The sequence below is a fragment of the Pedococcus ginsenosidimutans genome (assembly GCF_039544395.1).
GTDB classification, from domain to species: domain Bacteria; phylum Actinomycetota; class Actinomycetes; order Actinomycetales; family Dermatophilaceae; genus Pedococcus; species Pedococcus ginsenosidimutans.
The window spans coordinates 18329-41050 of the sequence record NZ_BAABLO010000001.1; the positions used below are offsets into that span (position 1 = coordinate 18329).

The 22722-nt window shown below is 70.6% G+C and carries 21 protein-coding genes; 6 read left to right on the forward strand and 15 right to left on the reverse strand.

Features of this window, described 5'->3' with window-relative positions; translation table 11 throughout:
- Positions 1–18: 18 nt before the first annotated feature.
- Positions 19–462, reverse strand: coding sequence for a 50S ribosomal protein L13 (gene rplM, locus ABEA42_RS00110; protein WP_345500322.1), 444 nt, complete (start codon positions 460–462; stop codon positions 19–21).
- A gap of 235 nt (positions 463–697) precedes the next feature.
- Between rplM and ABEA42_RS00115 the strand changes: the two genes are divergently transcribed.
- The 3 genes from ABEA42_RS00115 to ABEA42_RS00125 all read left to right on the forward strand — a co-directional run bounded on the left by ABEA42_RS00115 (position 698) and on the right by ABEA42_RS00125 (position 3377).
- On the forward strand, positions 698–1315 hold the full coding sequence (locus tag ABEA42_RS00115) for a winged helix-turn-helix domain-containing protein (protein WP_345500324.1): 618 nt from the start codon (positions 698–700) through the stop codon (positions 1313–1315).
- Positions 1312–2610, forward strand: coding sequence for an MFS transporter (locus ABEA42_RS00120; RefSeq protein ID WP_345500325.1), 1299 nt, complete (start codon positions 1312–1314; stop codon positions 2608–2610). The genes ABEA42_RS00115 and ABEA42_RS00120 overlap by 4 nt, the downstream gene beginning before the upstream one ends.
- Before the next feature lie 107 nt (positions 2611–2717).
- The gene (locus ABEA42_RS00125) at positions 2718–3377 is read left to right on the forward strand and encodes an LmeA family phospholipid-binding protein (protein ID WP_345500327.1); all 660 of its coding nucleotides are present in this window, start codon (positions 2718–2720) and stop codon (positions 3375–3377) included.
- A 58-nt stretch (positions 3378–3435) separates the two neighbouring features.
- Here ABEA42_RS00125 and pulA read toward each other — a convergent pair whose 3' ends face one another.
- Complete coding sequence (pulA, locus tag ABEA42_RS00130; protein WP_345500329.1) at positions 3436–9246, reverse strand: pullulanase-type alpha-1,6-glucosidase; 5811 nt, start codon at positions 9244–9246, stop codon at positions 3436–3438.
- 140 nt (positions 9247–9386) lie between these two features.
- Positions 9387–11069 carry an ABC-F family ATP-binding cassette domain-containing protein gene (locus ABEA42_RS00135; protein ID WP_345500330.1) on the reverse strand — a complete coding sequence of 561 codons (1683 nt, stop codon included), beginning with the start codon at positions 11067–11069 and terminating at the stop codon, positions 9387–9389.
- Positions 11070–11239: 170 nt separating this feature from the next.
- Between ABEA42_RS00135 and ABEA42_RS00140 the strand changes: the two genes are divergently transcribed.
- Positions 11240–12193 carry a hypothetical protein gene (locus tag ABEA42_RS00140; protein WP_345500332.1) on the forward strand — a complete coding sequence of 318 codons (954 nt, stop codon included), beginning with the start codon at positions 11240–11242 and terminating at the stop codon, positions 12191–12193.
- On the opposite strand, the gene ABEA42_RS00145 is transcribed toward ABEA42_RS00140, so the two are convergent.
- Complete coding sequence (locus tag ABEA42_RS00145) at positions 12183–12827, reverse strand: TetR/AcrR family transcriptional regulator (protein ID WP_345500334.1); 645 nt, start codon at positions 12825–12827, stop codon at positions 12183–12185. The genes ABEA42_RS00140 and ABEA42_RS00145 overlap by 11 nt on opposite strands.
- A 62-nt stretch (positions 12828–12889) precedes the next feature.
- On the opposite strand from ABEA42_RS00145, the gene ABEA42_RS00150 reads away from it, so the two are divergent.
- A complete protein-coding gene (locus ABEA42_RS00150) occupies positions 12890–13426 on the forward strand; it encodes a cupin domain-containing protein (RefSeq protein WP_345500335.1) in 537 nt (178 codons plus the stop codon).
- Here the strand turns inward: ABEA42_RS00150 and ABEA42_RS00155 are convergent.
- Entirely contained in the window at positions 13381–14328 is a 948-nt protein-coding gene (locus ABEA42_RS00155) for a tRNA pseudouridine synthase A (protein ID WP_345500336.1), read from the reverse strand. The genes ABEA42_RS00150 and ABEA42_RS00155 overlap by 46 nt on opposite strands.
- A gap of 125 nt (positions 14329–14453) precedes the next feature.
- Here ABEA42_RS00155 and ABEA42_RS00160 point away from each other — a divergent pair, with 125 nt between their 5' ends.
- Positions 14454–15644, forward strand: a complete 1191-nt coding sequence (locus tag ABEA42_RS00160; RefSeq protein ID WP_345500338.1) for an MFS transporter — start codon at positions 14454–14456, stop codon at positions 15642–15644.
- A gap of 146 nt (positions 15645–15790) precedes the next feature.
- Here the strand turns inward: ABEA42_RS00160 and rplQ are convergent, their stop codons facing one another.
- The 10 genes from rplQ to secY all read right to left on the reverse strand — a co-directional run bounded on the left by rplQ (position 15791) and on the right by secY (position 22713).
- A complete protein-coding gene (gene rplQ / locus ABEA42_RS00165) occupies positions 15791–16489 on the reverse strand; it encodes a 50S ribosomal protein L17, sunset domain variant (protein WP_345500340.1) in 699 nt (232 codons plus the stop codon).
- A gap of 62 nt (positions 16490–16551) precedes the next feature.
- Positions 16552–17586 carry a DNA-directed RNA polymerase subunit alpha gene (locus tag ABEA42_RS00170; protein WP_345500341.1) on the reverse strand — a complete coding sequence of 345 codons (1035 nt, stop codon included), beginning with the start codon at positions 17584–17586 and terminating at the stop codon, positions 16552–16554.
- Between the two features lie 143 nt (positions 17587–17729).
- A complete protein-coding gene (gene rpsD, locus ABEA42_RS00175) occupies positions 17730–18338 on the reverse strand; it encodes a 30S ribosomal protein S4 (protein WP_345500342.1) in 609 nt (202 codons plus the stop codon).
- Positions 18339–18361: 23 nt separating this feature from the next.
- Positions 18362–18766 carry a 30S ribosomal protein S11 gene (gene rpsK / locus ABEA42_RS00180; RefSeq protein ID WP_056883316.1) on the reverse strand — a complete coding sequence of 135 codons (405 nt, stop codon included), beginning with the start codon at positions 18764–18766 and terminating at the stop codon, positions 18362–18364.
- Complete coding sequence (rpsM, locus tag ABEA42_RS00185) at positions 18766–19143, reverse strand: 30S ribosomal protein S13 (protein WP_345500343.1); 378 nt, start codon at positions 19141–19143, stop codon at positions 18766–18768. The genes rpsK and rpsM overlap by 1 nt, the downstream gene beginning before the upstream one ends.
- 255 nt (positions 19144–19398) lie before the next feature.
- Positions 19399–19512 (reverse strand): 50S ribosomal protein L36, encoded by a 114-nt coding sequence (gene rpmJ, locus ABEA42_RS00190; protein WP_010148647.1) that lies wholly within the window; start codon positions 19510–19512, stop codon positions 19399–19401.
- Positions 19513–19585: 73 nt separating this feature from the next.
- The gene (gene infA / locus ABEA42_RS00195) at positions 19586–19807 is read right to left on the reverse strand and encodes a translation initiation factor IF-1 (RefSeq protein ID WP_013493543.1); all 222 of its coding nucleotides are present in this window, start codon (positions 19805–19807) and stop codon (positions 19586–19588) included.
- A 175-nt stretch (positions 19808–19982) separates the two neighbouring features.
- Complete coding sequence (gene map, locus ABEA42_RS00200) at positions 19983–20825, reverse strand: type I methionyl aminopeptidase (protein WP_345500345.1); 843 nt, start codon at positions 20823–20825, stop codon at positions 19983–19985.
- Entirely contained in the window at positions 20825–21400 is a 576-nt protein-coding gene (locus tag ABEA42_RS00205; RefSeq protein WP_345500346.1) for an adenylate kinase, read from the reverse strand. Before ABEA42_RS00205 ends, map begins: the two co-directional genes overlap by 1 nt.
- The gene (gene secY / locus ABEA42_RS00210; protein ID WP_345500347.1) at positions 21400–22713 is read right to left on the reverse strand and encodes a preprotein translocase subunit SecY; all 1314 of its coding nucleotides are present in this window, start codon (positions 22711–22713) and stop codon (positions 21400–21402) included. Before secY ends, ABEA42_RS00205 begins: the two co-directional genes overlap by 1 nt.
- Positions 22714–22722 lie beyond the last annotated feature (9 nt).

Consider the following 22722-nt stretch of genomic DNA (forward strand, 5'->3'; position numbering starts at 1 on the left):
GCACAGGTCCTTGCGGACTTACTGCGCGACCTGTGAGATCTCGAAGGGCTTGGGCTGCTGTGCCGCGTGCGGGTGCTCGCCACCGGCGTAGACCTTGAGGTGCGTCAGCTGCTCGCGCCCGAGGGTCGTCTTGGGGAGCATGCCGCGGACGGCCTTCTCCACGGCCTTCTCGGGGCTCTTGGCGAGGAGCTCGGTGTACGAGGTGCTCCGCAGGCCGCCCGGGAAGCCCGAGTGGCGGTAGGCCTTCTTCTGCTCGAGCTTGGCGCCGGTGAGGGCGACCTTCTCGGCGTTGATGATGATGACGAAGTCACCACCGTCGACGTGCGGGGCGAAGGTGGTCTTGTGCTTGCCGCGCAGGAGGATCGCGGTCTGGCTCGCCAGGCGACCCAGGACGACGTCCGTGGCGTCGATGACGTGCCAGGTCCGAGTGACCTCGGCCGGCTTCGGGGTAAAAGTGCGCAATGTACTGGCCCTTTGCTTGCTGGGAAGGATCGTGTGCCGTGGGCGCCCGAGGCGCTGGTGTGTCGCCTTCCGAGGGCGCACGGCACAACAGTGGTCAAGTTTACGGGTGGGGTGACCAGCACCCCAAATCGCTGCCCCGGGGTCCGAAAAGGGCACCTGACCTGCGCAGACGTGCAGAAGACCACCTCGTGCACACTACTTGTGCAAACAGATTGTGCAAAGGTATTGTGCACGCATGGCCCCTGACGAACCCCAGATGAGCGCCGGCATGACCGGCATCCGGCTCGACGCGACCTCACTGAAGGTCCTCGCCCACCCCCTGCGCTCCCGGCTGCTGTCGAGGCTGCGCGTCGGCGGCCCGGCCACGGCCACCGACCTGGCGACCGCCCTGGGCACCAACTCCGGCGCGACCTCCTACCACCTGCGCAAGCTCGAGTCCGTCGGGCTGGTCACCGACACCGGGGACGGCGAGGGCAAGCGGCGGCTGTGGCGGGCGGCCACCGAGAGCCACCAGTTCGAGCCCAGCGACTTCGTCGGCGACGAGGACTCCGAGACCGCGCTCAACTGGCTGGTGCGCGACTACACCCGCCACTTCTCCGAGCAGTTCGAGCGGTGGCTGGACGTCGAGGCGACCTGGCCGACCGAGTGGCGCGACGCCGTGGGCATGAACGACTCGTTCATCGTCGCCACCGCCGCCCAGGTCGAGGAGCTCAAGGTCGAGCTCGACGAGCTCATCGCCCGCTACCGCCGCGTCGGGCAGGGCAACCCCAACGCCCGGCGCCTCGCCGTCTACACCGCCACCTACCCGCTGGACCTCGACCGGGTGCCGCGGGGGACGGAGCAGCAGTCATGACCTACTCCCCCGTCACCGCCCGCCGCGCGCGCTCGGTACTGCTCCTGCTGACGTTCACCCGCTGGTTCCCGGTGGGCCTGACCATCGGCGTGACGACCCTGCTCGCACTCGAGCGGCACATGAGCCTGGCCCAGATCGGCGTCATCTTCTCGATGCAGGGCTTCGTCGTGCTGGGCCTCGAGCTGCCCACCGGTGGGTTCGCCGACGCCCTCGGCCGCCGACCGGTGCTCGTCGCCTCGGCCGTCGTGGCCCTGGTCTCGAGCCTGGTGTTCATCACTGCCCACACCTTTGCCGCCTTCGTCGTGGCCATGCTCCTGCAGGGCGTCTTCCGCGCCCTCGACTCCGGCCCGCTCGAGTCCTGGTACGTCGACACCGCCCACGCCGACGACCCCTCGACGAGGGTCGAGGACGGGCTCTCGCGTGCCGGCATGGTGCTCGGCCTCGCCATCGCCTCGGGCGCCCTGGTGTCCGGCGGCCTCATCGCGTGGCACCCCGTGCGCTCGATGACGGCCCTGGAGTTCCCGTACTGGTGCGCCATCGGGCTCTTCGCGGTGCACCTGGCCGCGGTGTCGACGCTGGTCCGGGAGCCGCGCACCCACGTCGACTCCACGGGGCTGCGGCGAGCGATGGCCTCGGTCAGGCAGGCGCCCTCCGTCGTCGTCGACGGCATCCGCACCCTCGGCACGTCACGGGTGCTGCTGGCGCTGGTGCTCGTCGAGGTCTTCTGGTCCGTGGGCATGATCGCGTTCGAGACGCTCATGCCGGTCAGGCTGGCCGAGGTGGCGGGGGGCGAGACCCGCGCGGGCGCCCTCATGGGCCCGGTGTCGGCGGCTGCCTGGGGGCTGTTCGCCGTCGGCTCGGCCGTTGCCGGCCTGACCAGCCGTCGCATCGGGGTCGGGTGGACCGCGCTCGCGGCGCGGGTCCTCAACGGCGCGTTCGTCGTCGTGATGGGCCTGATGGCCGGGCCCGTCGGCCTCATCACTGCCTTCCTCGTCACCTACACGCTGCACGGCTCGGCGGGGCCGGTCCACAGCACGCTCCTGCACCGGCAGGCGGAGGCGCGCAACCGCACGACCGTGCTGTCGATGAACTCCATGGTCGCCGGCGGTTGCTACAGCCTCGGACTGCTCGCGCTGGGCCCCCTCGCCGAGCACGCGGGCACGACCACGGCGATCATCACCGCAGGGGCGTTCAGCATCCTCGGCGCGGCGCTCTACCTCCCGGCCATCCGGCAGGAGCGCGCCGCCGAGCGGGTCACCGCGCCGGCGGCCGCCCAGCCCGTCCCGCCCGCCTAGCCCGTCACGCCCACCTCCCGCCCATCGGGCGGGCGGGACAGGTCGGGCCCAAGGCAGGCGGCAGCTGGCGGCGGGCGGCGGCGCGGCGAAGCACCCAGACTGGGCACATGCGCGCCTTCCTCGCCGGAGTCCTGACCACCCTCGTGGGCCTGGCCGTCGCCGCCGCGATCGCGGTCTCCTCGCTGCCGGTGGTCGACCCTGCCCAGGCCGCCCCGCCGAGCCCGGCCACGCCCTCCGCACCGGGGGCACCGAGCAGCGTGGCCAAGGGTGAGACCTGGCTGGCCGACGTCGACCTGTCCAGCAGCCGGGTGCTGACGTCCGACGGCCCGCTCACGGACGTCACCGCGACGGGCGCCGGGGTCCGGCTGACCTCCCAGGGCCTGCGCGCCCAGCGGCTCGACCTCGAGGCCGTTCTCCCCTTCGCCACGGCTGCCAAGCAGATCGGCAAGGACGTGCAGCTGTACGACGCGGGCGGCGGTCGCGCCGGTGTCCGCCGGATCGAGACGGTCCTGGGCCGACGGGTCGCGGTCCGTGCCACCGGCACCGTCACCGCCGTCAACGGCCAGCTGGTCATCGTGCCCGAGACCGTCGACCTCGGCGGCCCGGGCGTCATCGACTCCGCGCTCTCGACGGCCGCTCGCAAGCTCGTCACCATCCGGCACACCGTCACGGGACTGCCCGCGGGGGTGCGGCTCACGGCCGTGAAGGTGGAGCAGGGCGGCTTCCGCACGAAGCTCACGGGCACCGACGTCGTCCTGACCCAGTAGGCAGCGCGAGGCCCCCGGACGAACGCTCGTCCGGGGGCCTCGGTGACCGGGCCGCGGGTCAGCGCTGGACGAACACCGCCACCGACCGGGCAGGCACCGTGGCCGAGCCCGAGGCCGAGTCCCACGCCGAGGCCTTCACGACGGCGTCGGCGCCACTCGCCTGCACGGGCGAGAGGGACAGCGCTGCCCCGGCCAGTCCGGGCACCTTCTGGGTGACGGCCTCCGGCGAGGCGTTGATGACGACCACGAGGCCCTTGAGGGCGGGGTCGACGTCGGCGCCGACGGTGTCGTCGATCCGCATGGCGATGACCCCGGCCTTGGCGTCGGGCGTGCCACTGGCGGGGTAGCTCACCTTGGTGTTGATCGCCGCAGCCGAGCCCAGCCGGAACAGCGGGGTGGAGAACCGCAGCTCGAGCAGCTCCTGGGCCTGCGCGGAGGCCGACTGCACGTCGGACGCCGTCGGCTTGAGGGCCGGGTCGGCCAGCAGCGGCTTCATGTAGGGCCACTTGGCCTCGTTGTCGCCCTTGAGCGGCAGCCCGTGCCCGAAGCCGTTGTCGGCGCCGGTCCAGTCGAGGGTGTTGAACCAGTCGCCGCTGTCGTAGCTGTTGCGGTCGAGCGACTTGCTGCGCAGCAGGTCGGCTCCGGCGTGCCAGAACGACGGCGTCTGCGCGAGCGCCGTGGTCGCCAGCGAGATGGAGTTCATCCGCACACGGTCGGCCATCGAGGTGGCCTGCGGCAGCTTGAACGCCAGGCTGTCGAACAGGGTCTCGTTGTCGTGCGCGTCGACGTAGCTGATGACCTCGTCGGGCTGGTCGGCGTAGCCGGCGGGGGCGCCGTTGTAGTCGACGTCCTTGCCCTGGGCGACCTGGCCGTTCTCGTTGAGCCGCATGGAGAACGTGCGCAGGTTGCCTGCCATGCCGAGCTGCACGAGGTCGGTGTCGTGCTTGAGCCTCGTGGCTGCCGACGGGTTGGCCGTGGCGTCGCCGTTGGGGTCGGTGGCCTCGCCGCTGCCGAACCCCTGGGTGCGGGGGTCGTCGTCGAACGGGCCGCCACCGCGCACCGCGTCGCGGAGCCGGTCGGAGAACGTCCCGATGCCCGTGCCGCCGAGCTGGCCCTGGGTGGCCTGCACGAAGCGGGCGTTGTCGGCGACCTCGCCGAAGTTCCAGCCCTCGCCGTACAGGTAGATCTTCTTTCCATCGACCCCGTCCTTGGCCGGGGTGAGCGCGTCGAGGGCGGACCGGACAGCCAGCATGTTGGCCCTGCTGTGGTGACCCATGAGGTCGAACCGGAAGCCGTCGACCTTGTAGTCCCTGGCCCACAGCACCACCGCGTCGACCATGGCCTTCTGCGCCATGACGTGCTCGGTCGCGACGTTCTGGCAGCAGGTGGAGGTCTCCACGGCGCCGGTCGCGTTGAGCCGCTGGTAGTAGCCGGGGACGACCTTGTCGAGGACGCTGGTCGACGCCTGGCCCGAGGTCGGGGTGTGGTTGAAGACCTGGTCGAGGACGACCCGCAGCCCGTCGCGGTGCAGGGCACCGACCATGGTGCGGAACTCCGCGACGCGGGCGCCGCCGTCGGCCTTGGCCGGCGTGGAGGCGTAGGAGCCCTCCGGCGCCATCCAGTGCCACGGGTCGTAGCCCCAGTTGAAGGCGTCGCCGGCCCGGGTCGGCTCGATGCAGGCCTGCTGCTGGTCACTGTCCGGCGCGTACGACTTGAGGTCGCAGGCCGGCTTGGCCTGCTTCGCCGGGTCCTCCTCGATCGAGGCGATGTCGAAGGTCGGCAGGAGGTGCACGGTGTTGAGCCCCGCGGCGGCGAGCGCCTTGAGGTGCTTGGTGCCGTCGCCGTTCTCGGCGAACGCGAGGTAGGAGCCGCGGTTCTCCGCGCTCACCGTCGGGTCGTTGACGGAGAAGTCCCGCACGTGCAGCTCGTAGATCGTCGAGTCGACGTCCTGCTTGAGGGCGGGCGACCTCGTCGTCGACCACAGCGAGGGGCGGTAGGCCGCGTCCTTGAGGTCAACGGCCACCGACCGGGTCGAGTTCAGCGTCAGGGCCACGGAGTACGGGTCGGTGACCTGGGTGGTCTCGACCTTGCCCGTCGTGGGCACCCACACCGTCACCTCGTAGAGGTAGCGCGCGTTGCGCGCCCCCGCCGTCGCCGACCACGAGCCGTCGGAGGAACGCACCATCGCGGTCCGCGTGGCGGCGCTGGTCGGCGCGTCGGCGGCCGAGCCCGGCGCCCAAGTGAGGACGTCGACCTTCTGGGCGGTCGGCGCCCACAGGCGGAAGGACGGCTTCGTCCCCGCGAAGCTGACGCCGTAGGCGCGCTTGGTCGCCGCCGCGGAGTACACGTCGTCCAGGACGTAGGCGACCTGCACGCCGGAGGCGTCGAGCAGGCGGTTGAGGGAGTCGTACATGCCCACGGCCACCTGGCCCTGGAGGATGTCCGGCACCTGGGCCGTCGTGGTGCGGTCGAGGCGCAGGGCGAGGTAGCCCTTGAGCTCGGGGTGGGCGGCGACGACGCTCGCGGGCAGGCCCTTGGGGTCGTAGCGCAGCCCTGCTGACGAGCCACCGGTGATCGCCTCGGCGTCGACCGCCAGGCCACCCGTGCGCGACCAGGCCAGGCGCCACTTGAGCAGGGCCGGGTCGGCGCCGTCGGGCACCATGGCGGCCGGCCACGCCACCGTGTCCCTGCTGACCCAGATCGCCCGCTGCTTGGTCAGGTCGGGGGCGGAGCCCGCCTTGGCCACCTTCGTGGTCGTCTCGTGCGTCGCGAGGTCGTAGGAGATGGTCGTGACCATGCCGTCGGCCGGCACCGTGACGGAGATGTTGGCTCCGCCGGGGGCGCCGCCCGCACCGTAGTTCTCCGCCCAGCCCAGCCTGTGGGCGACCTTGAACTCGTAGGTGCCGGCGGGGAGCTGGTCGCTGGACCAGGTGTAGGTCCCGTCGCCGTCGGGGTCCTGCAGCCACGGCTTCATGCAGTCCGGGCTCCAGTCGGCGGGGCAGCCGAGCTCGGTCTGGAACGAGCCGGGCGCGGTGATGATGTCGCCCTGGGCGTCACTGGTGACCCAGTGCGTCGCGTGGTCGTAGTAGAAGCTGACCTGGCCGGAGGCAGGCACGGTGTAGCTGATGTTGTCGCCGTTGGGGCGCCCACCCGCCCCGTAGTTCTCGTCCCACTTCTTGTCGATGGCGGCCTTGTAGGCGTGCGGGGCCACCGGCAGCGTGTAGGTGCCCTTCCACACCTGGTCCTTGGGGTCCAGGGTCAGCTGGGCCTCGGGGCAGGCCGGGTCCCAGTCGCCGCCGCAGCCCATCTCGCTGTTGTGGTCGCCGGGGACGCTGACGTTGGCCGGCTGGGTGACCGGGCCGACCCCGCCACCGTCGCCGCCACCGCTGACCTTCGGGTCGCCGACGATGCCGTAGGACGAGGAGGCGGAGAGGTGCCCTGCGCTGTCCTTGGCGACGGCGCGGTACTCGAGCAGGGTGCCCTTGGCGAGACCCGTGACGTCGTGGAAGACGCGGTAGGGCGCGTTGTCGTCGGTGCCGAGCCGCTTCCAGGCGGTGGTGCCGACCGGGCGGTAGAGGAAGCTCACCTGCGCGAAGGTGTTGTCGGGGATGGCTGCGCCGATCTCGGCCCGGCCGCCGACGACGTCACCGGCGCCCGGCGAGGTCAGGTAGACGGGCGGGGCCGACTTCGGCGTGTCCATCGGCGAGGTCGCCTTCCAGACGGACACCGACTGGGCCGGGACGCTCACCGTGACGCGGCCGTCCTTGCCAGAGCGCACCGGGGCTGCCGCGCCGTAGACCGGCGTGAACGTCTGGTTGTGGCCGTACGTCGCGAAGGACGCAGACGAGGTCGTCGTCGCGTTGTTGGCGGCGACGACGTACTCGACGCGCCTGCCCTGGTCGATCCGGGAGAAGGCGTAGATGCCGGCGTTGCTGCTGGCGTAGCGGTGCACCTGCGCGCCGTCGGCCAGGGCCGGGTTGGCAGCGCGGACGGCCGCGAGCGCCTTGATGTGCTGGTACAGGGGAGCGCTCGTCGAGTAGCGGTCCATGGAGCCGGCGGTGCCACCGAGGACGGGCTGGGTGGTGTAGCCGCGGTCGACCGAGCCGTCCGGCTTGGTGCGGTCCTCGACCTTGGTGGCGAACATGTCCTGCCGCGCGTCCTTGTCACCGCCGTAGCCGACGAAGCCCTGCTCGTCGCCGTAGTAGGTGATGGGTTGGCCGCGGGTGAGGTACATGAGCGAGTCGGCGAGCTTGACCCGAGACATCAGCGCAGGACCGACCGGGTCCTTGCCCTGGAGGAGGAAGCCGACGCGGCCCATGTCGTGGTTGCCGAGGAAGGTCGGCAGCTCGTAGGCGTTGGAGTCGGTGTCGGTGTAGTAGTCGTCGTCGGCGTAGAGGTCGCGAAGGTCCGTGCCCGCCTTGCCCTGGGCCCAGCTGGTGGCCTGCGCCTGGAACCCGAAGTCGAGCGTGGCCGGCAGCTTCCCCGTGGTCGTGAACTGCGACATGTAGGACGGGCGGGCGTCGTAGACCTCGCCGAACATGAAGAAGTCGTCGTTGCCGTCCTTGCGGGCCTGCTCGAGCATCGCGGGGCTGAAGGACTGCCAGAACTCCATGTTGACGTGCTTGACCGTGTCGATGCGGAAGCCGTCGACGCCGAAGTCGACCCACGACTTGTAGATGTCCTCCATGCCCTGCTGCACGTTGAGCTTCTCGGTGAACAGGTCGTCGAGGCCGACGAAGTCGCCGTACTCCGCGGACTCGCCGGCGAAGGTGGAGTCACCGCGGTTGTGGTAGTTGGTCGGGTCGTTGAGCCACGCCGGGACCTTGGCCGTCGCGTCACCGGGGTTGGTGAAGACCGGGGTGTAGGGGAAGGAGGTGTTGGGGTCCATCGCCGGGAACCCGGGCTTGCCCGCGTACTGCTTGTCGTCGAACACCGTGCCGTCCGCGTCCTTGTAGGGGAACGCGGTCTTGTCGCGGTAGGTGTACTGCTTCTCCTTGTAGTCGATGACGTCGGCCGTGTGGTTGGTGATGATGTCGAAGAAGACCTTCATCCCCTTGGCGTGCGCGGCCGCGATCAGCGCCTTGAGGTCGGCGTTGGTGCCCAGGTGCGGGTCGACCTGGGTGAAGTCGGTGATCCAGTAGCCGTGGTAGCCGGCGCTCTCGGTGCCCGGGGTGCCCTGCACCGGCTTGTTCTTGAACGACGGCGTGAGCCAGATCGCCGTGGTGCCGAGGCCCTTGATGTAGTCGAGCTTGCCCTGGATCCCCTTGAGGTCACCGCCGTGGTAGAAGCCCTTGTCGGTGGGGTCGTAACCGGTTTTCAGCCGGTCGCCCGTCAGGCCGCCGAGGTCGTTGGACTTGTCGCCGTTGGCGAACCGGTCCGCCATGACGAAGTAGTAACGCTCCTTGGTCAGGGGCTGGCGCAGCGAGTCGGTCGCGTACGCTTGGTCTGCCCGGGTCGCAGGACCGGACAACCGGACGGGGCGCACCCCGATCTGGTGGGAGACGTCGTCGTAGGTGAACTCGAGCTTCGCGGGCCCCTGCAGGACCAGGGGGAGGTCGGCCCCGCCCTTGGCGCCGCCCGCGCCGTAGCTCTCGGCCCAGCTGTGGTCGATGGCGACCTTGTACGCGTAGGTGCCCGCAGGGACGGTGACGGTCTTCGCGTACGTCGTCGTGCCCTCCACCGGGGCGAGGTCGGTCGAGGTGCACGTCTCGTCCCAGTCCTTGCCGCACCCCAGCTCCGACTGCATCGTGCCGACGAGGGTCACCGTGCGCTGCGCGGCGTGGGCCGGCAGCGCACCCAGCGGGACCAGCAGCCCCGAGACGACGAGTGCCGCGCCACTGAGGGCGGCGACCAGGGACCTGCGGGCCATGACAGCTCCTTTGCTGCGGGGAGGGGCCCACCCCTGCGAGAGGACCGCGGGTCACCCTAGGACGCGGCGCCGACACCCCGCCAGAGGGCCTGTGCAAGTTTCTGCAAGAAATTGCACTCTCTTGACCTGCGGGAACCCGCTCAGCGGCTGCGGGCGACCCGGCCCTCGTCCCACACGGGCTCGTCGCTCTCGTAGACCCGGCCGTCGGCCCCGAACACGAGGAACCGGTCGAAGCCGCGCGAGAACCACCGGTCGTGGGTGACCGCGATGACGGTGCCCTCGAACGCCTCGAGCCCCTCCTCGAGCGCCTCGGCCGAGTGCAGGTCGAGGTTGTCGGTGGGCTCGTCCAGCAGCAGGCACGTGGCACCCGACAGCTCGAGCAGCAGGATCTGGAACCTCGCCTGCTGCCCACCGGAGAGCGAGTCGAACGTCTGCTCGCTGGCCCGGGCCAGGCCGTAGCGGTCCAGTGCTCGCGCCGCCTCCTCCCGCGGCTTGCCGGCGCGGTGCTCGTCGCCGCGGTGCAGGATCTCCAGCAGCGTGCGGCCCGTCAGGGAGGGCTGCTCATGGGTCTGGGCGAACCAGCCGGGCCGCACCCGGGACCCGAGCCGGAGCCGACCCGTGTGGGCCACGGGCGACGGCACGACGTCGCCAACGGGCCGGTGCTCGGCGTCGGGGTCACTGCCGCCGCACGCGACCAGCCGCAGGAAGTGGGACTTGCCCGACCCGTTGCTCCCGAGGACCGCCACCCGCTCCCCGAACCACACCTCGAGGTCGAAGGGCCGCATCAGCCCGGTCAGCTCGAGGCCCTCCGCGATGACGGCGCGCTTCGCGGTGCGGCCGCCCTGCAGCCGCATGCGGACGTTCTGCCGCAACGGGATCGCCTCAGGCGGCCCGGCCTCGACGAACCGCCGCAACCGCGTCTCGGCCGCCTGCAGCTTCGGCGCCATGTCTGAGTTGTAGGACGCCTTCTGCCGGTACATCACGACGAGCGCCTTGAGCTTGAGGTGCTCCTCGTCCCACCGCCGGGCGAGCTCCTCGAGCTTGGAGTTCCGGTCCTCGCGCGCCTGCTGGTAGGTCGAGAAGCGACCGGGGTGCACCCACAGGCTGGAGCCGGAGCTCCCCGGCTCGAGCGTCGCGATGCGGGTGGCCACGCGGTCGAGCAGCTCGCGGTCGTGGCTGACGAACAGGACCGTCTTGGGCGAGGCGATGAGCTGGTCCTCCAGCCAACGTTTGGCCGGCACGTCGAGGTAGTTGTCGGGCTCGTCGAGCAGCAGCACCTCCTCCGGGCCGCGCAGGAGCGCCTCGAGGACGACCCGCTTCTGCTCCCCTCCCGACAGGGTCGTGACCTTGCGCCACTGGGCCTTCTCGAACGGCATGCCGAGAGCCGCCACCGTGCACACGTCCCAGAGGGTCTCGTAGTCGTACCCGCCGACGTCGCCCCACGTGACCAGCGCATGGGCGTAGGCCATCTGGTCCGACTCCTCGTCGCGCTCCATCATCGCGAGCTCGGTGCGGTCAATCTCGGCCGCGGCGTCGCGGATCGCTGCAGGTGCCACCGAGACGAGCAGGTCGCGCACGGTGGACTCGTCACGCAGCTGACCCACGAACTGGCGCATCACCCCGAGGCCCCCGGAGCGCGTGACGGCCCCGTCCTGCGCCACGAGGTCGCCGGCGATGATGCGGCCCAGCGTCGTCTTCCCGGTGCCGTTGGGGCCGATGAGTGCGACCTTGGCGCCCTCCCCCACCCGGAGGGAGACGCCACCGAGCAGCGGCCTGCCGTCGGGCAGTACGAAGGTGACGGAGTTGACGTCGATGTGGCCCACGGGACCAGCCTGCTGCACGCGGAGCCCCTCCGTCACCTCCATATCAGCCCACCGGTCGGCCGGGGCCGCCGTGGACGAACGGAGGAGACGACCGTAAAGGCTTGGCCAAGTTGGCAAGGAGCACTCCCGCAGCCCGCTGACCATGGGAATGTCGTCGAAAGGAGCGCCCCGTGACCCCCCGCACCGCCCGGCCCCTGCGCCTGCTGGCTATCGTCGCCACCGTGGCCATCCTGGGTGCCGTGGGCGCCACCGCCGCCGGCGCCGCGCCGGCGGGGAAGACCTCCCGGACGACGGCCCGGGCGACGGCGCCGCTCACCCGGACGACGACCGCCCCCGCCTCCCGGGCCGACCGGCCGGCCGCACCGCGGGCCATGTGGGTGTGGGACACCTCCGACCCGGCAGCCGTGGTCACCCTCGCCACCAGCCGCGGCATCGGCCAGCTGTACGCCGCCGTGCCCCCCAGCGTGGGCAGCTCACCCCAGCTCGCGCAGCTGCGACGGCTCGTCGAGCTCGCCGACGCGGCGGGGCTGAGGGTCGACGCCCTCGGCGGGGACCCCGGCTGGGTGGACAACCCCACCTGGGTGGTCAACAACTGGCTGAAGCCCGCGCTCGCCACCGGGCTGTTCACGGGCGTCCACGTCGACATCGAGCCGTACACCACGTCTGCGTGGACGACGAACCGCGCCGCGGTGGTCAAGCGCTACCTGTCGACCCTGGACACCCTGCGCACCGCGGCCGGGGCCGCGCCGATCGAGGCCGACATCCCGTTCTGGTACGACGAGGTGGCCGCGAACGGCTCGACCCTCGACCGCGAGACGATGCGCCGGACCGCCGCCGTCACGGTGATGGCCTACCGCAACCTCGCCGATGGCGTCGACGGCTCGATCGCCGTGTCCGCCAACGAGATCCGGGCCGGCGTCGAGCTCGGTCGCCCGGTGCGGGTCGGCCAGGAGACCACCTACCTGGGCACGGACCCGACCGAGGTGAAGCAGACCTTCTTCGGCCAGTCGCTGACCCAGATGGAGTCCCAGCTCAGCCGCATCACCGCCGCCTACAGAGGGTCTGCCTCCTTCGCGGGCCTGGCGATCCACGACGCCAAGGGCTACGCCGCGGTCACGGGCTGAGCAGGACCCGGCACCACAGGTCCTCGAGCAGGTTCGACCAGCGCGTGGCCGACCAACCGCGCGACTGCATCGCCAGCCAGTAGTCGGGCGCGTTCGTCGACCAGACGATGTCGGCGACGTCCTGGTCGCTGAGGTCGTCGCGCACCTCGCCGGTGGCACGCAGGTCGCGTGCGAGGAGCAGCATGTTGGCCGCGCGACGGTCCATCACCGCCCGGTGGGCCCTCGCCGAGGCCTCGTCGACCTCCCCCGCGCGGCGCAGCGCCTCCAGCAGGGGCGCGACCCTCGGGATCAGGGTGCGCAGCGCCGCGGCGTACACCGCGAGCTTCTCCCGCGCCGTACCGGCTGCCTGCACCGCCACGACGTAGTCGCGTTCGCGGGCAGGGACGGGTTCGTCGGACGACGCGAGGACCATGTCGACCACGGCCACGGCCAGCTCTGGCTTGCGCCCCACGCTGGCGTAGACCGTGTCGACGGACACACCGGCCGCGGCGGCGACGGCGGCCACGGAGGTGCCCTCGTACCCCTGCTCGACGAAGAGGGACCGGGCGGCGAGGAGGACCGAACGCCGCGTCTGCTGCGCCTTCTCGGCACGCAGGGTCGAACGGTAGGTGCGGGTCTTGACGGTGTCGGCCACGCCACCTACCGTAGCAATATTCATCCGAATCCGCTTCGGGTGAAATAGTCAGGAGGACGTCCATGTCCGACATCGACAGCAGCACCGGGCAGCTCGGCACGGCCACCTCGGCGGTGGTCCACCGCCCCGCGGGGAGCGCCCGGGGCACGTGGGCCATGGGCAGCCTCTTCGAGCACCTGCTCACCGCCGAGGAGTCCGGGGGCCGCGTGGGCGTCGCCCTGGTCACCCAGCCGGCGGGCACTGCCACCCCTCTGCACCGCCACACGCGAGAGGCAGAGGCCTTCTACATCCTGTCAGGCACCATGACCTACCGTGCCGGCGACGAGCTCTTCCACCTGGCCGAGGGGGACTTCATCTGGCTGCCGCCGCACGTGCCGCACGCCTTCCGGGTCACCGGGCACGAGGACGTACGGTTCCTCGGCCTGACCGACCCCGGGCACCTCTTCGGTCTCTACGACGAGGTGGGGCTGCCGGCCACCGCACGCCGGCTGCCCGGCGCGGACGGCCGCCCGATGGGCGAGGAGATCGGGCGGTGGAACGTCGTCGGCCCCCGCTACGGGCTCGAAGTCGTCGGTCCCCCGCTGCCGGAGGACGCCTGAGCACCGCCCTCGCCACCATCCGGGGTCGGGGGCGCGGCTGCGGGCAGGCTGCGTACGGCGCGTGACTCGACCGCGCGCGCGGCGAGGTCGCGGTCGTCGGGGTAGACGACCTCCTCCAGCGACAGCCCGTGCGGCGGCATGACGCCCACTGCCGGGTCACGTCGCCGGGCCCGCATCACCTCGGCGGGCCAGCTAGCGTCGCGACGGCCCTCGCCGACGGGCACCACGGCTCCCACCAGCGCCCTGACCATCGAGTGGCAGAACGCGTCGGCCACCACCGTCGCCGCCAGCGTCCCGTCGTCGAGGCGCGCCCACGAGTACTCCAGCAGCGTGCGCACCGTCGTGGCGCCCTCCCGCTTGCGGCAGAAGGCGGCGAAGTCGCCCAGCCCCACAAGGGTCCGCGCCGCCCGGTCCATCGCCGCCACGTCCAGGGGGCGCTTGTGCAGCACCGTGTCGCGGCGCCGCAGCGGGTCGGCCGCAGCCGGGTCGTCGCACAGCCGGTAGAGATAGCGGCGCCGCAGGGCCGCGGAGCGCGCGTCGAACCCGTCCGGCGCCACCGTTGCGTCGTGCACCACCACGTCGGCGGGGAGCACCCCCCGCAGCCGCGACAGCGCGGCCTCTGACGGCGCCCGGTCGGACCGGCCCGGCAGCGCCTCCCAGGCGGCGACCCCGACGTCGGCGTGGACCACCTGGCCGCGGGCGTGGACCCCGGCGTCGGTGCGTCCGGCAACGGTGAGCCGCACCGGCTCGTGCGCCCGCAGGACGGTGGTCAGGGCGGAGGACAGCTCGCCCTCGACGGTACGCAGGCCGGGCTGGGCGGCCCACCCGGAGAAGTCGGTCCCGTCGTAGGCGAGGTCGAGCCGGATGCGCAGCGACCCCTCCTGCGCCCGCGACTCGACCATGGCGGCAGCCTAGCGAGGGCAGGGGCTGCCCCTCGCGCGTCCTGACCGGGAGCCCGTGGACGCCTGACCACCGCTCCACGGCGCGTGGCCCCGCCCCACCCCCTCCGGTCTGGGACAGTGGGCCCGTGAGCCTCCAGCGGACCGGCACCGAACCCGCCACCGACCTGTCCCGGCACCGCCTGGGCATCGCGGCGACCTTCGCCACCCAGGGGTTGCTCTTCATCTCGGTGACGACGCGCCTGCCGCGGTTCCAGGAGCGCTGGGACCTCACCGAGCTGTTCGTCACCGGGCTGCTGCTCATGGTCGTGCTGCTCGCCGGCCTGGGGTCGGTCCTGGCAGAGCCCGGGGCCGCCAGGCTCGGCAGCGCGAAGGTCCTGCGCTGGGCGTTCGGCCTCATCGCGGTGGGGCTGTCCCTGGTCGCCATCGCGCCGCAGCGCCCCGTCTTCGTCGCCGGCCTCGCCGTGTACGGGCTGGGCCTCGGCGCTGTCGACGCCGCCGGCAACATGCAGGCCGTGGCCCTCGAGCACCGGTGGGGCCGCACGATCCTGCCCTCCTTCCACGGCGCCTGGACGGTCGGCGGCATCGTCGGGACCCTCGTCGCCATCGCCGTCACGGGGGTCGGCCTGACCGCCGGGCTCCTCCCCCTGGCGGCGGTGGCACTGCTCGTCCTCGCCGCTCCCCTCCTCCCCCACGCGGTGTCCGCCGCGGCCGACGCGCCGAGCACCGTCACCGTGCAGGTGCCCTGGCGACGCCTGGGGCTGCTCGGCGCAGCGATGGTGCTCTTCTACATGGTCGACACGGCCGCGACGACGTGGGGCCCGGTGTTCCTCAAGTCGGCCCACCACGCTCCCGCGTGGCTGCTCCCACTCGCCACGCTCCCCTACCTCGTGGCCAGCGGCCTGACGCGGCTGCTCGGTGACCGGGCGGTGGAGCGGTTCGGCCCGGTCGCCCTGCTGCGCACCGGCGCGGTCATCGCCTCCGTCGGGCTCGCCATCATCGTGTTCTCGCCGGGGTGGGCGGTCGCGGTGCTCGGCTTCACCGTCGTGGGCGCCTCCGTGGCGGTCATCGCGCCGCTCAGCTTCTCCGCCGCGGCTGCCGTCGCAGGTGGTGGCGTCGACGGCGAGGCACGCCGGGCACGGGTCGACGCGGTCATCGCCCGCTTCAACCAGTTCAACTACGTCGGGGGCCTGCTGGGCGCGGTGCTGACCGGCGCGGTGGGCCAGGACTCCCTGCGGGTCGGTTTCGCCGTGCCCATGGTGCTGGTCCTGCTCATCCTCCCGCTGGCGGGCGTCTTCCGTACCCGCCGCGCTGCCTGACCCGCCCCGCCCCGCCACCCGACCCTGCCCGCGGCCGGACCCGCCCGGGCCATCCGGCTGCGCGACGCCGGCCCTGGAGATGGCGAAGGGCCGCCCACCCCGATGGGGTGAGCGGCCCTTCGACGGTCCAGCCGGTGGCTACCGGGTCAGGAACCGGCCTTGGTGAAGCCGGCCTTCTCCGCGTCCTCGGCGGACTTGAACCAGAACTCGGCCTGCGTCTGCTCGAACCACTGGCCGTCGGCCTCGTGGTACTTGCCGGAGTCGGCGTTGCCCTTGACGACGTAGGCCTCGTCGGGCGAGGACCCGTCCTCGTTGGCAGCGATCGCACCCTCGGGCAGCGCAGCCGCCTCGGTGGTCTCGGTCGCCTCGTCGGCCTTCGCCTCGTCCTCGGCGGCCTTGGTGTCAGCCGCGGCCTCCTTGGCCTCGGCCTGCTTGGCGGAGCGCTTGGTGGCGGCCTCCGCCTCCTTGACCGTGGCCTTCTTGGCGATGGGCTCGCGGACGAGCTCGATCACGGCCATGGGGGCGTTGTCACCCTTGCGGGCGCCGATCTTGGTGATGCGGGTGTAGCCGCCGGGACGCTCGGCCATGTCGGGCGCGATCTCGGTGAAGAGACGGTGCACGACACCCTTGTCGGAGATGACCGACAGGACGCGACGACGGGCGTGGAGGTCACCGCGCTTGGCGAACGTCACCAGACGCTCGGCCAGCGGGCGCAGGCGCTTGGCCTTGGCCTCGGTGGTGGTGATGGAGTCGTGCTCGAAGAGCGAGCTGGCCAGGTTGGCCAGGATGAGCCGCTCGTGAGCCGGACCGCCGCCGAGACGGGGACCCTTGGTGGGCGTAGGCATTCTTAGGTTCTCCTTGGTGTGTGAGGTGGCGGCTTGCAGACCGCCACCTCAGCGGCGGTTGGTCAGAGCTGCTCGTCTTCGGCCAGCGCGCGGCCGTCGTCAGCGAAGTCGTCGTCGTAGTCGCCGTAGTTGTCAGCGATCGCGCTCGGGTCGAACCCGGGCGGGCTGTCCTTGAGCGCCAGGCCCATGCCGACGAGCTTGGCCTTGACCTCGTCGATCGACTTCGCACCGAAGTTGCGGATGTCGAGCAGGTCGGCCTCGCTGCGACCCACGAGCTCACCCACGGTGTGGATGCCCTCGCGCTTGAGGCAGTTGTAGGACCGGACGGTCAGGTCGAGGTCCTCGATCGGCAGCGCGAGGTCGGCGGCCAGGGCGGCGTCGGTCGGCGACGGGCCCATGTCGATGCCCTCGGCCTCGACGTTGAGCTCGCGGGCCAGGCCGAACAGCTCGACCAGGGTCTTGCCGGCAGAGGCCATGGCGTCGCGGGGAGCCATCGAGTTCTTGGTCTCGACGTCGACGATGAGCTTGTCGAAGTCGGTGCGCTGCTCGACTCGGGTCGCCTCGACCTTGTAGGTCACGGCGAGCACGGGCGAGTAGATGGAGTCGACCGGGATGCGGCCGATCTCCTGGTCACCGGACTTGTTCTGGTTGGCCGAGACGTAGCCGCGACCGCGCTCGACGGTCAGCTCCATCTCGATCTTGCCCTTGCCGTTGAGCGTCGCGATGTGCAGGCCGGGGTTGTGGACCTCGACACCGGCCGGCGGAGCGATGTCCGCGGCGGTGACGGCGCCCGCACCCTGCTTGCGCAGGTACATGACGACCGGCTCGTCGTGCTCCGAGGAGACGACCAGGCCCTTGATGTTGAGGATGATCTCGGTGACGTCCTCCTTGACCCCGGGGATCGTGGAGAACTCGTGCAGCACGCCGTCGATGCGGATGCTGGTCACGGCGGCGCCGGGGATGCTCGACAGGAGCGTGCGGCGCATGGAGTTGCCGAGCGTGTAGCCGAAGCCGGGCTCGAGGGGCTCGATGACGAAGCGGCTGCGGTTGTCCGCAACGACCTCTTCGCTGAGGGAGGGGCGCTGTGCGATGAGCACGGGTGTTTCCTTTCTCGTCGGCGACCGCTATATGACGCCGATGAATTTCGGACCGGGTGGTCCAGGTCGGGGCCCCCTCTGTCCGGGGCCACGACCGAGGCGAGGTATGCCGCGGGGTCACCCCCGCGGCATACCTCGTGCGATCAGTTCTTCGAGTAGAGCTCGACGATCAGCTGCTCGGTGAGGATCGTGTCGATCTGCTCACGCACGGGCAGGCTGTGGATCATGATCTGCAGCGTGCCCGGGACGACCTGCATCCAGGCCGGGGTGGGGCGCTCACCGAACGTCTGGCGGGCCAGCTCGATCGGGAAGGTGTTCACGGACTTGGCGCGGACCGTGATGATGTCGTACTGCTCGACGCGGTAGGACGGGACGTCCACGCGCACGCCGTTGACCTCGAAGTGGCCGTGCGTGACGAGCTGGCGAGCCGCACGACGGGTGCGGGCCAGGCCGGCGCGGTAGACCACGTTGTCCAGGCGGGACTCGAGGATCTGCAGCAGGGTCTCACCGGTCTTGCCCGAGCGGCGCGAGGCCTCCTCGTAGTAACCGCGGAACTGCTTCTCCATGACGCCGTAGGTGAAGCGGGCCTTCTGCTTCTCCTGCAGCTGGGTGAGGTACTCCTTCTCCTGCATCCGGCGACGGCCGTGCTGGCCGGGCGGGAAGGGACGGAGCTCGAAGTTCTTGTCGCCGCCGACGAGGTCGACCTTGAGACGACGCGACTTCTTGGTGATGGGGCCGGTGTAACGAGCCATGAGTTTTCTCTATCTCCCAGTTCTCAGACGCGACGGCGCTTGGGCGGGCGGACGCCGTTGTGCGGCGAGGGGGTGACGTCGCTGATGGCGCCGACCTCGAGGCCGGTGGCCGTCAGGGAGCGGATGGCGGTCTCGCGACCGGAGCCCGGGCCCTTGACGAAGACGTCGACCTTGCGCATGCCGTGCTCCATGGCACGACGGGCGGCCGCCTCGGCAGCCATCTGCGCCGCGAACGGGGTGGACTTGCGCGAGCCCTTGAAGCCGACCTGGCCGGCGGAGGCCCACGAGATCACGGCGCCGGTGGGGTCCGTGATCGAGATGATGGTGTTGTTGAACGTGCTCTTGATGTGAGCGTGCCCGTGGGCGACGTTCTTCTTCTCCTTGCGGCGCACCTTCTTGGCGCCAGCGGTACGAGCCTTGGGAGGCATTACTTACCAACCTTCTTCTTGCCGGCGACGGTGCGCTTCGGGCCCTTGCGGGTGCGCGCGTTGGTCTTGGTGCGCTGACCACGCACGGGAAGGCCGCGACGGTGGCGCAGGCCCTCGTAGGAGCCGATCTCGACCTTGCGGCGGATGTCGGCGGCGATCTCACGGCGGAGGTCACCTTCGATCTTGACGTTGGCCTCGAGGTAGTCGCGCAGGGCGACGAGGTCGGTGTCGGTGAGGTCGCGGACGCGGGTGCTCGGGTTGACCCCGGTGGCAGCCAGCGCCTGCTGGGAGCGGGTACGACCCACTCCGAAGATGTAGGTGAGAGCGACCTCGACGCGCTTCTCGCGCGGGAGGTCCACACCAACAAGACGTGCCATGTTGTGCGTTCCTTTGTTTCACCGGAGGTCTGGTGCAGTACCGGTCCGGGCGAGTTCCCGAAGCTTTCCTCGGGGCACCGGTCCCCGGCCTCCGGGCCGGGGGTGACGTCCTGGTCGGCGTGAAGTCGTCCTTCGACGATGCCGCGCACAGGGGCCGGGTACTGCGTCATTCACTTGTCTGCGCTTCTCGAAGAGATGCGACTCGTGCTCGGGCGCGAACCCGGGCGGAGGTCCCGTGCGGGACCCAGGTCATGCTCAGCCCTGGCGCTGCTTGTGGCGCAGGTTCTCGCAGATGACCATGACCCGGCCGTGACGGCGGATCACCTTGCACTTGTCGCAGATCTTCTTGACGCTCGGCTGAACCTTCATAGCCTCTGCTTCGAGTCGATCTGGCACTGCCGTCCCGGACGGGCCGGCAGGTCTTGCGGGGTGTGCGGTCTGCTCAGCGGTAGCGGAAGACGATCCGGCCACGGGTCAGGTCGTACGGGCTGAGCTCAACGACCACGCGGTCCTCGGGGAGGATCCGGATGTAGTGCTGACGCATCTTGCCCGAGATGTGAGCGAGAACCTTGTGACCGTTCGACAGCTCAACCCGGAACATCGCGTTCGGGAGAGCCTCGACGATCGTGCCCTCGATCTCGATGACACCGTCCTTCTTGGCCATAGCCTCCACAATCCGTTGCATCGGTCTGCCCCAGGCTGGGACACACACATGGAAACCGGCACGCGCGCACACGCATGCCGACATGACAGTCTACGGCAGTCCTTCCCCAGCACGAAATCGTGCTCAGGGCCCGGATCAAGCCCCGCAGATCGGGCCAGCGGATCAGGCCCGCGGATCAGGCCAGCGGGGCGTACGGCGCGCCGGCGGCCTCGAGCCGCTCCTTGCCGCCGTCGAGGGCGGTGAGCACCCAGAGTCCCTCGTCGGTGACCGCGACGGTGTTCTCCCAGTGCGCGGCGCGCGAGCCGTCGGTGGTCACCACGGTCCAGTCGTCGCCGAGGACGCGGGTCTCCGGCGACCCCAGGGTCACCATGGGCTCGATCGCCACGGTCACCCCCGAACGCACCGTGGGGCCCTTGTCGCGCACGCGGTAGTTGGGCACCTGGGGGTCCATGTGCATCGAGGTGCCGATGCCGTGGCCGACGTACTCCTCGACGATGCCGTAGTCCCGCCCGAGGCGCTCCCCCGAGGCGACCACACTGTCCTCGACCCCGGCGCCCACGGCGTACAGGGACTCCCCCACGGTGAGCGCGGCGATGCCCGCCCACATGGAGTCCTCGGTGGCGTCGATGAGCTCGAGGTCCTCCGGCCGGCCGGCGTCACGACCGCCCACGATCACCGAGATCGCGGCGTCGCCGTGCCAGCCGTCGACGATCGCCCCGCAGTCGATGGAGATGAGGTCACCCTCGGCGAGCACCCGGGACCCGGGGATGCCGTGGACGACCTCGTCGTTGACCGACGTGCAGAGGCTGCCCTTGAAGCCGTGGTAGCCGAGGAAGCTCGGGGTCGCCCCACAGCCGCGGATGTGCTCCTCGGCCAGCTCGTCGAGCTGCTTGGTGGTCATGCCCGGGCGCACGGTCTGCGCCATGAGCTGGAGGGTCTGGCCGACGACCAGACCCGCCTTGCGCATGCGCAGGATCTGGTCGGGCGTCTTGGTGTCGATGCGGGACCTGCCGAACATCAGGAGCGAGCAACCCCTTCGAGCGCGGTGCTGATCCGCGCGAAGACCTCGTCGACCGAGCCCATGCCGTCGACCTGCACGAGCAGGCCACGGCCGGCGTAGACCTCCGTCAGGGGCGCGGTCTCGCGACGGTAGATCGCCTGGCGCTCCCGGATGACCTCCTCGGTGTCGTCCTCGCGGCCCTCGATCTCGGCCCGCTTCAGCAGGCGGGAGACGACCGCGTCCTCGTCGACGGTGAGCTCGAGGACGGCCTCGAGCTGGTGGCCGTGCTCGGCGAGGATGGCGTCGAGGGCGTCGACCTGCGCCGAGGTCCGCGGGTAGCCGTCGAGCAGGAAGCCCTTCTCGGCGTCGTCCTCGAACAGGCGGTCGCGCACGATCGCGTTGGTGATCTCGTCGGTGACGTAGCCACCCGAGGCGAGGATGTCCTTCACCTGGCGCCCGAGGTCGGTCTCGTTCTTGATGTTGGCGCGGAAGATGTCGCCGGTCGAGATGGCGGGGATGCCGAGGGACTCGGCGATCCGCCCGGCCTGCGTGCCCTTACCTGCACCGGGCGGGCCGAGGATGATCAGACGCATCAGCGGAGGAACCCTTCGTAGTGACGCTGCTGCAGCTGGGACTCGATCTGCTTCACCGTCTCCAGGCCGACGCCGACGATGATGAGGATGGAGGTGCCACCGAACGGGAAGTTCTGGTTGGCGTTGACGAGCACCAGTGCGATGAGCGGGATCAGCGAGATGAGGCCGAGGTAGATGGCCCCGGGGACCGTGATGCGGGTGAGCACGTAGTCGAGGTACTCGGCCGTGGGTCGCCCGGCGCGGATACCTGGGATAAAGCCGCCGTAGCGCTTCATGTTGTCGGCGACCTCGACCGGGTTGAACGTGATCGACACGTAGAAGAACGTGAAGAACAGGATCAGCCCGATGTAGAGCGCCATGTAGATCGGGTGGTCACCCCGGACGAGGTGCTGCTCGATCCACGTCACCCAGCCGGCCTGGTCGCCGGTGGTCGACCTGTTGAACTGTGCCAGCAACGACGGCAGCGCGAGCAGGGACGAGGCGAAGATCACGGGGATGACGCCGGCCATGTTGACCTTGAGCGGGATGTAGGTGGACGTGCCGCCGTACATCTGGCGACCCACCTGGCGCTTGGCGTACTGCACCGGGATGCGGCGCTGGCTCTGCTCGACGAAGACGACGAGCGCGATGATGAGGAAGCCGAGCAGGATGACGCCGATGAAGACGTCCCAGCGGCCGTCCTGCTGCTGGATCGCCCAGAGCGAGCCCGGGAACGAGCTGGCGATCGAGGTGAAGATCAGCAGGGACATGCCGTTGCCGATGCCCTTGTCGGTGACGAGCTCGCCGAGCCACATCACCACACCGGTGCCGGCCGTCATGGTCAGCACCATGATGACCAGGGTCGGGATGGAGTCGTTGGGCAGGATGCTCGTGCAGCCGGGGCCGAACAGCGCGGTGGGGTTCTGCGCGAACGTGATCAGCGTCGAGGACTGCAGGATCGCGAGCCCGATCGTCAGGTAGCGCGTGTACTGCGTCATCTTCGTCTGGCCCTGCTGGCCCTCCTTCTTGAGGGCCTCGAACCGCGGGATGACCACGGTGAGGAGCTGCACGATGATGCTCGCCGTGATGTACGGCATGATCCCGAGCGCGAAGATCGACAGCTGGAGCAGTGCGCCGCCGCTGAAGAGGTTGGCCAGGCCGAGCACCCCGGAGTTGGTCGGGGCGTTCTTGATGCACGCCTGGACCGCCGTGTAGCTGACACCCGGGACGGGCACGTGCGAGCCGAGCCGGAACACGATGACGATGGCGAGGGTGAACAGCAGCTTCCTGCGCAGGTCCGGCGTCTTGAACGCACGGGTGAAGGCGGTGAGCACAGGTCCTCC

Coding starts and splice junctions, on each gene's coding strand:
- rpsM (WP_345500343.1), bottom strand. CDS start 19,143: ATGGCACGTCTTGTTGGTGTGGACCTCCCGCGCGAGAAGCGCGTCGAG.
- ABEA42_RS00205 (WP_345500346.1), bottom strand. CDS start 21,400: ATGCGTCTGATCATCCTCGGCCCGCCCGGTGCAGGTAAGGGCACGCAG.
- ABEA42_RS00125 (WP_345500327.1), top strand. CDS start 2,718: ATGCGCGCCTTCCTCGCCGGAGTCCTGACCACCCTCGTGGGCCTGGCC.
- map (WP_345500345.1), bottom strand. CDS start 20,825: ATGTTCGGCAGGTCCCGCATCGACACCAAGACGCCCGACCAGATCCTG.
- rpmJ (WP_010148647.1), bottom strand. CDS start 19,512: ATGAAGGTTCAGCCGAGCGTCAAGAAGATCTGCGACAAGTGCAAGGTG.
- rpsD (WP_345500342.1), bottom strand. CDS start 18,338: ATGGCTCGTTACACCGGCCCCATCACCAAGAAGTCGCGTCGTCTCAAG.
- pulA (WP_345500329.1), bottom strand. CDS start 9,246: ATGGCCCGCAGGTCCCTGGTCGCCGCCCTCAGTGGCGCGGCACTCGTC.
- rpsK (WP_056883316.1), bottom strand. CDS start 18,766: ATGCCTCCCAAGGCTCGTACCGCTGGCGCCAAGAAGGTGCGCCGCAAG.
- ABEA42_RS00115 (WP_345500324.1), top strand. CDS start 698: ATGGCCCCTGACGAACCCCAGATGAGCGCCGGCATGACCGGCATCCGG.
- infA (WP_013493543.1), bottom strand. CDS start 19,807: ATGGCCAAGAAGGACGGTGTCATCGAGATCGAGGGCACGATCGTCGAG.
- ABEA42_RS00155 (WP_345500336.1), bottom strand. CDS start 14,328: ATGGTCGAGTCGCGGGCGCAGGAGGGGTCGCTGCGCATCCGGCTCGAC.
- rplQ (WP_345500340.1), bottom strand. CDS start 16,489: ATGCCTACGCCCACCAAGGGTCCCCGTCTCGGCGGCGGTCCGGCTCAC.
- ABEA42_RS00150 (WP_345500335.1), top strand. CDS start 12,890: ATGTCCGACATCGACAGCAGCACCGGGCAGCTCGGCACGGCCACCTCG.
- ABEA42_RS00120 (WP_345500325.1), top strand. CDS start 1,312: ATGACCTACTCCCCCGTCACCGCCCGCCGCGCGCGCTCGGTACTGCTC.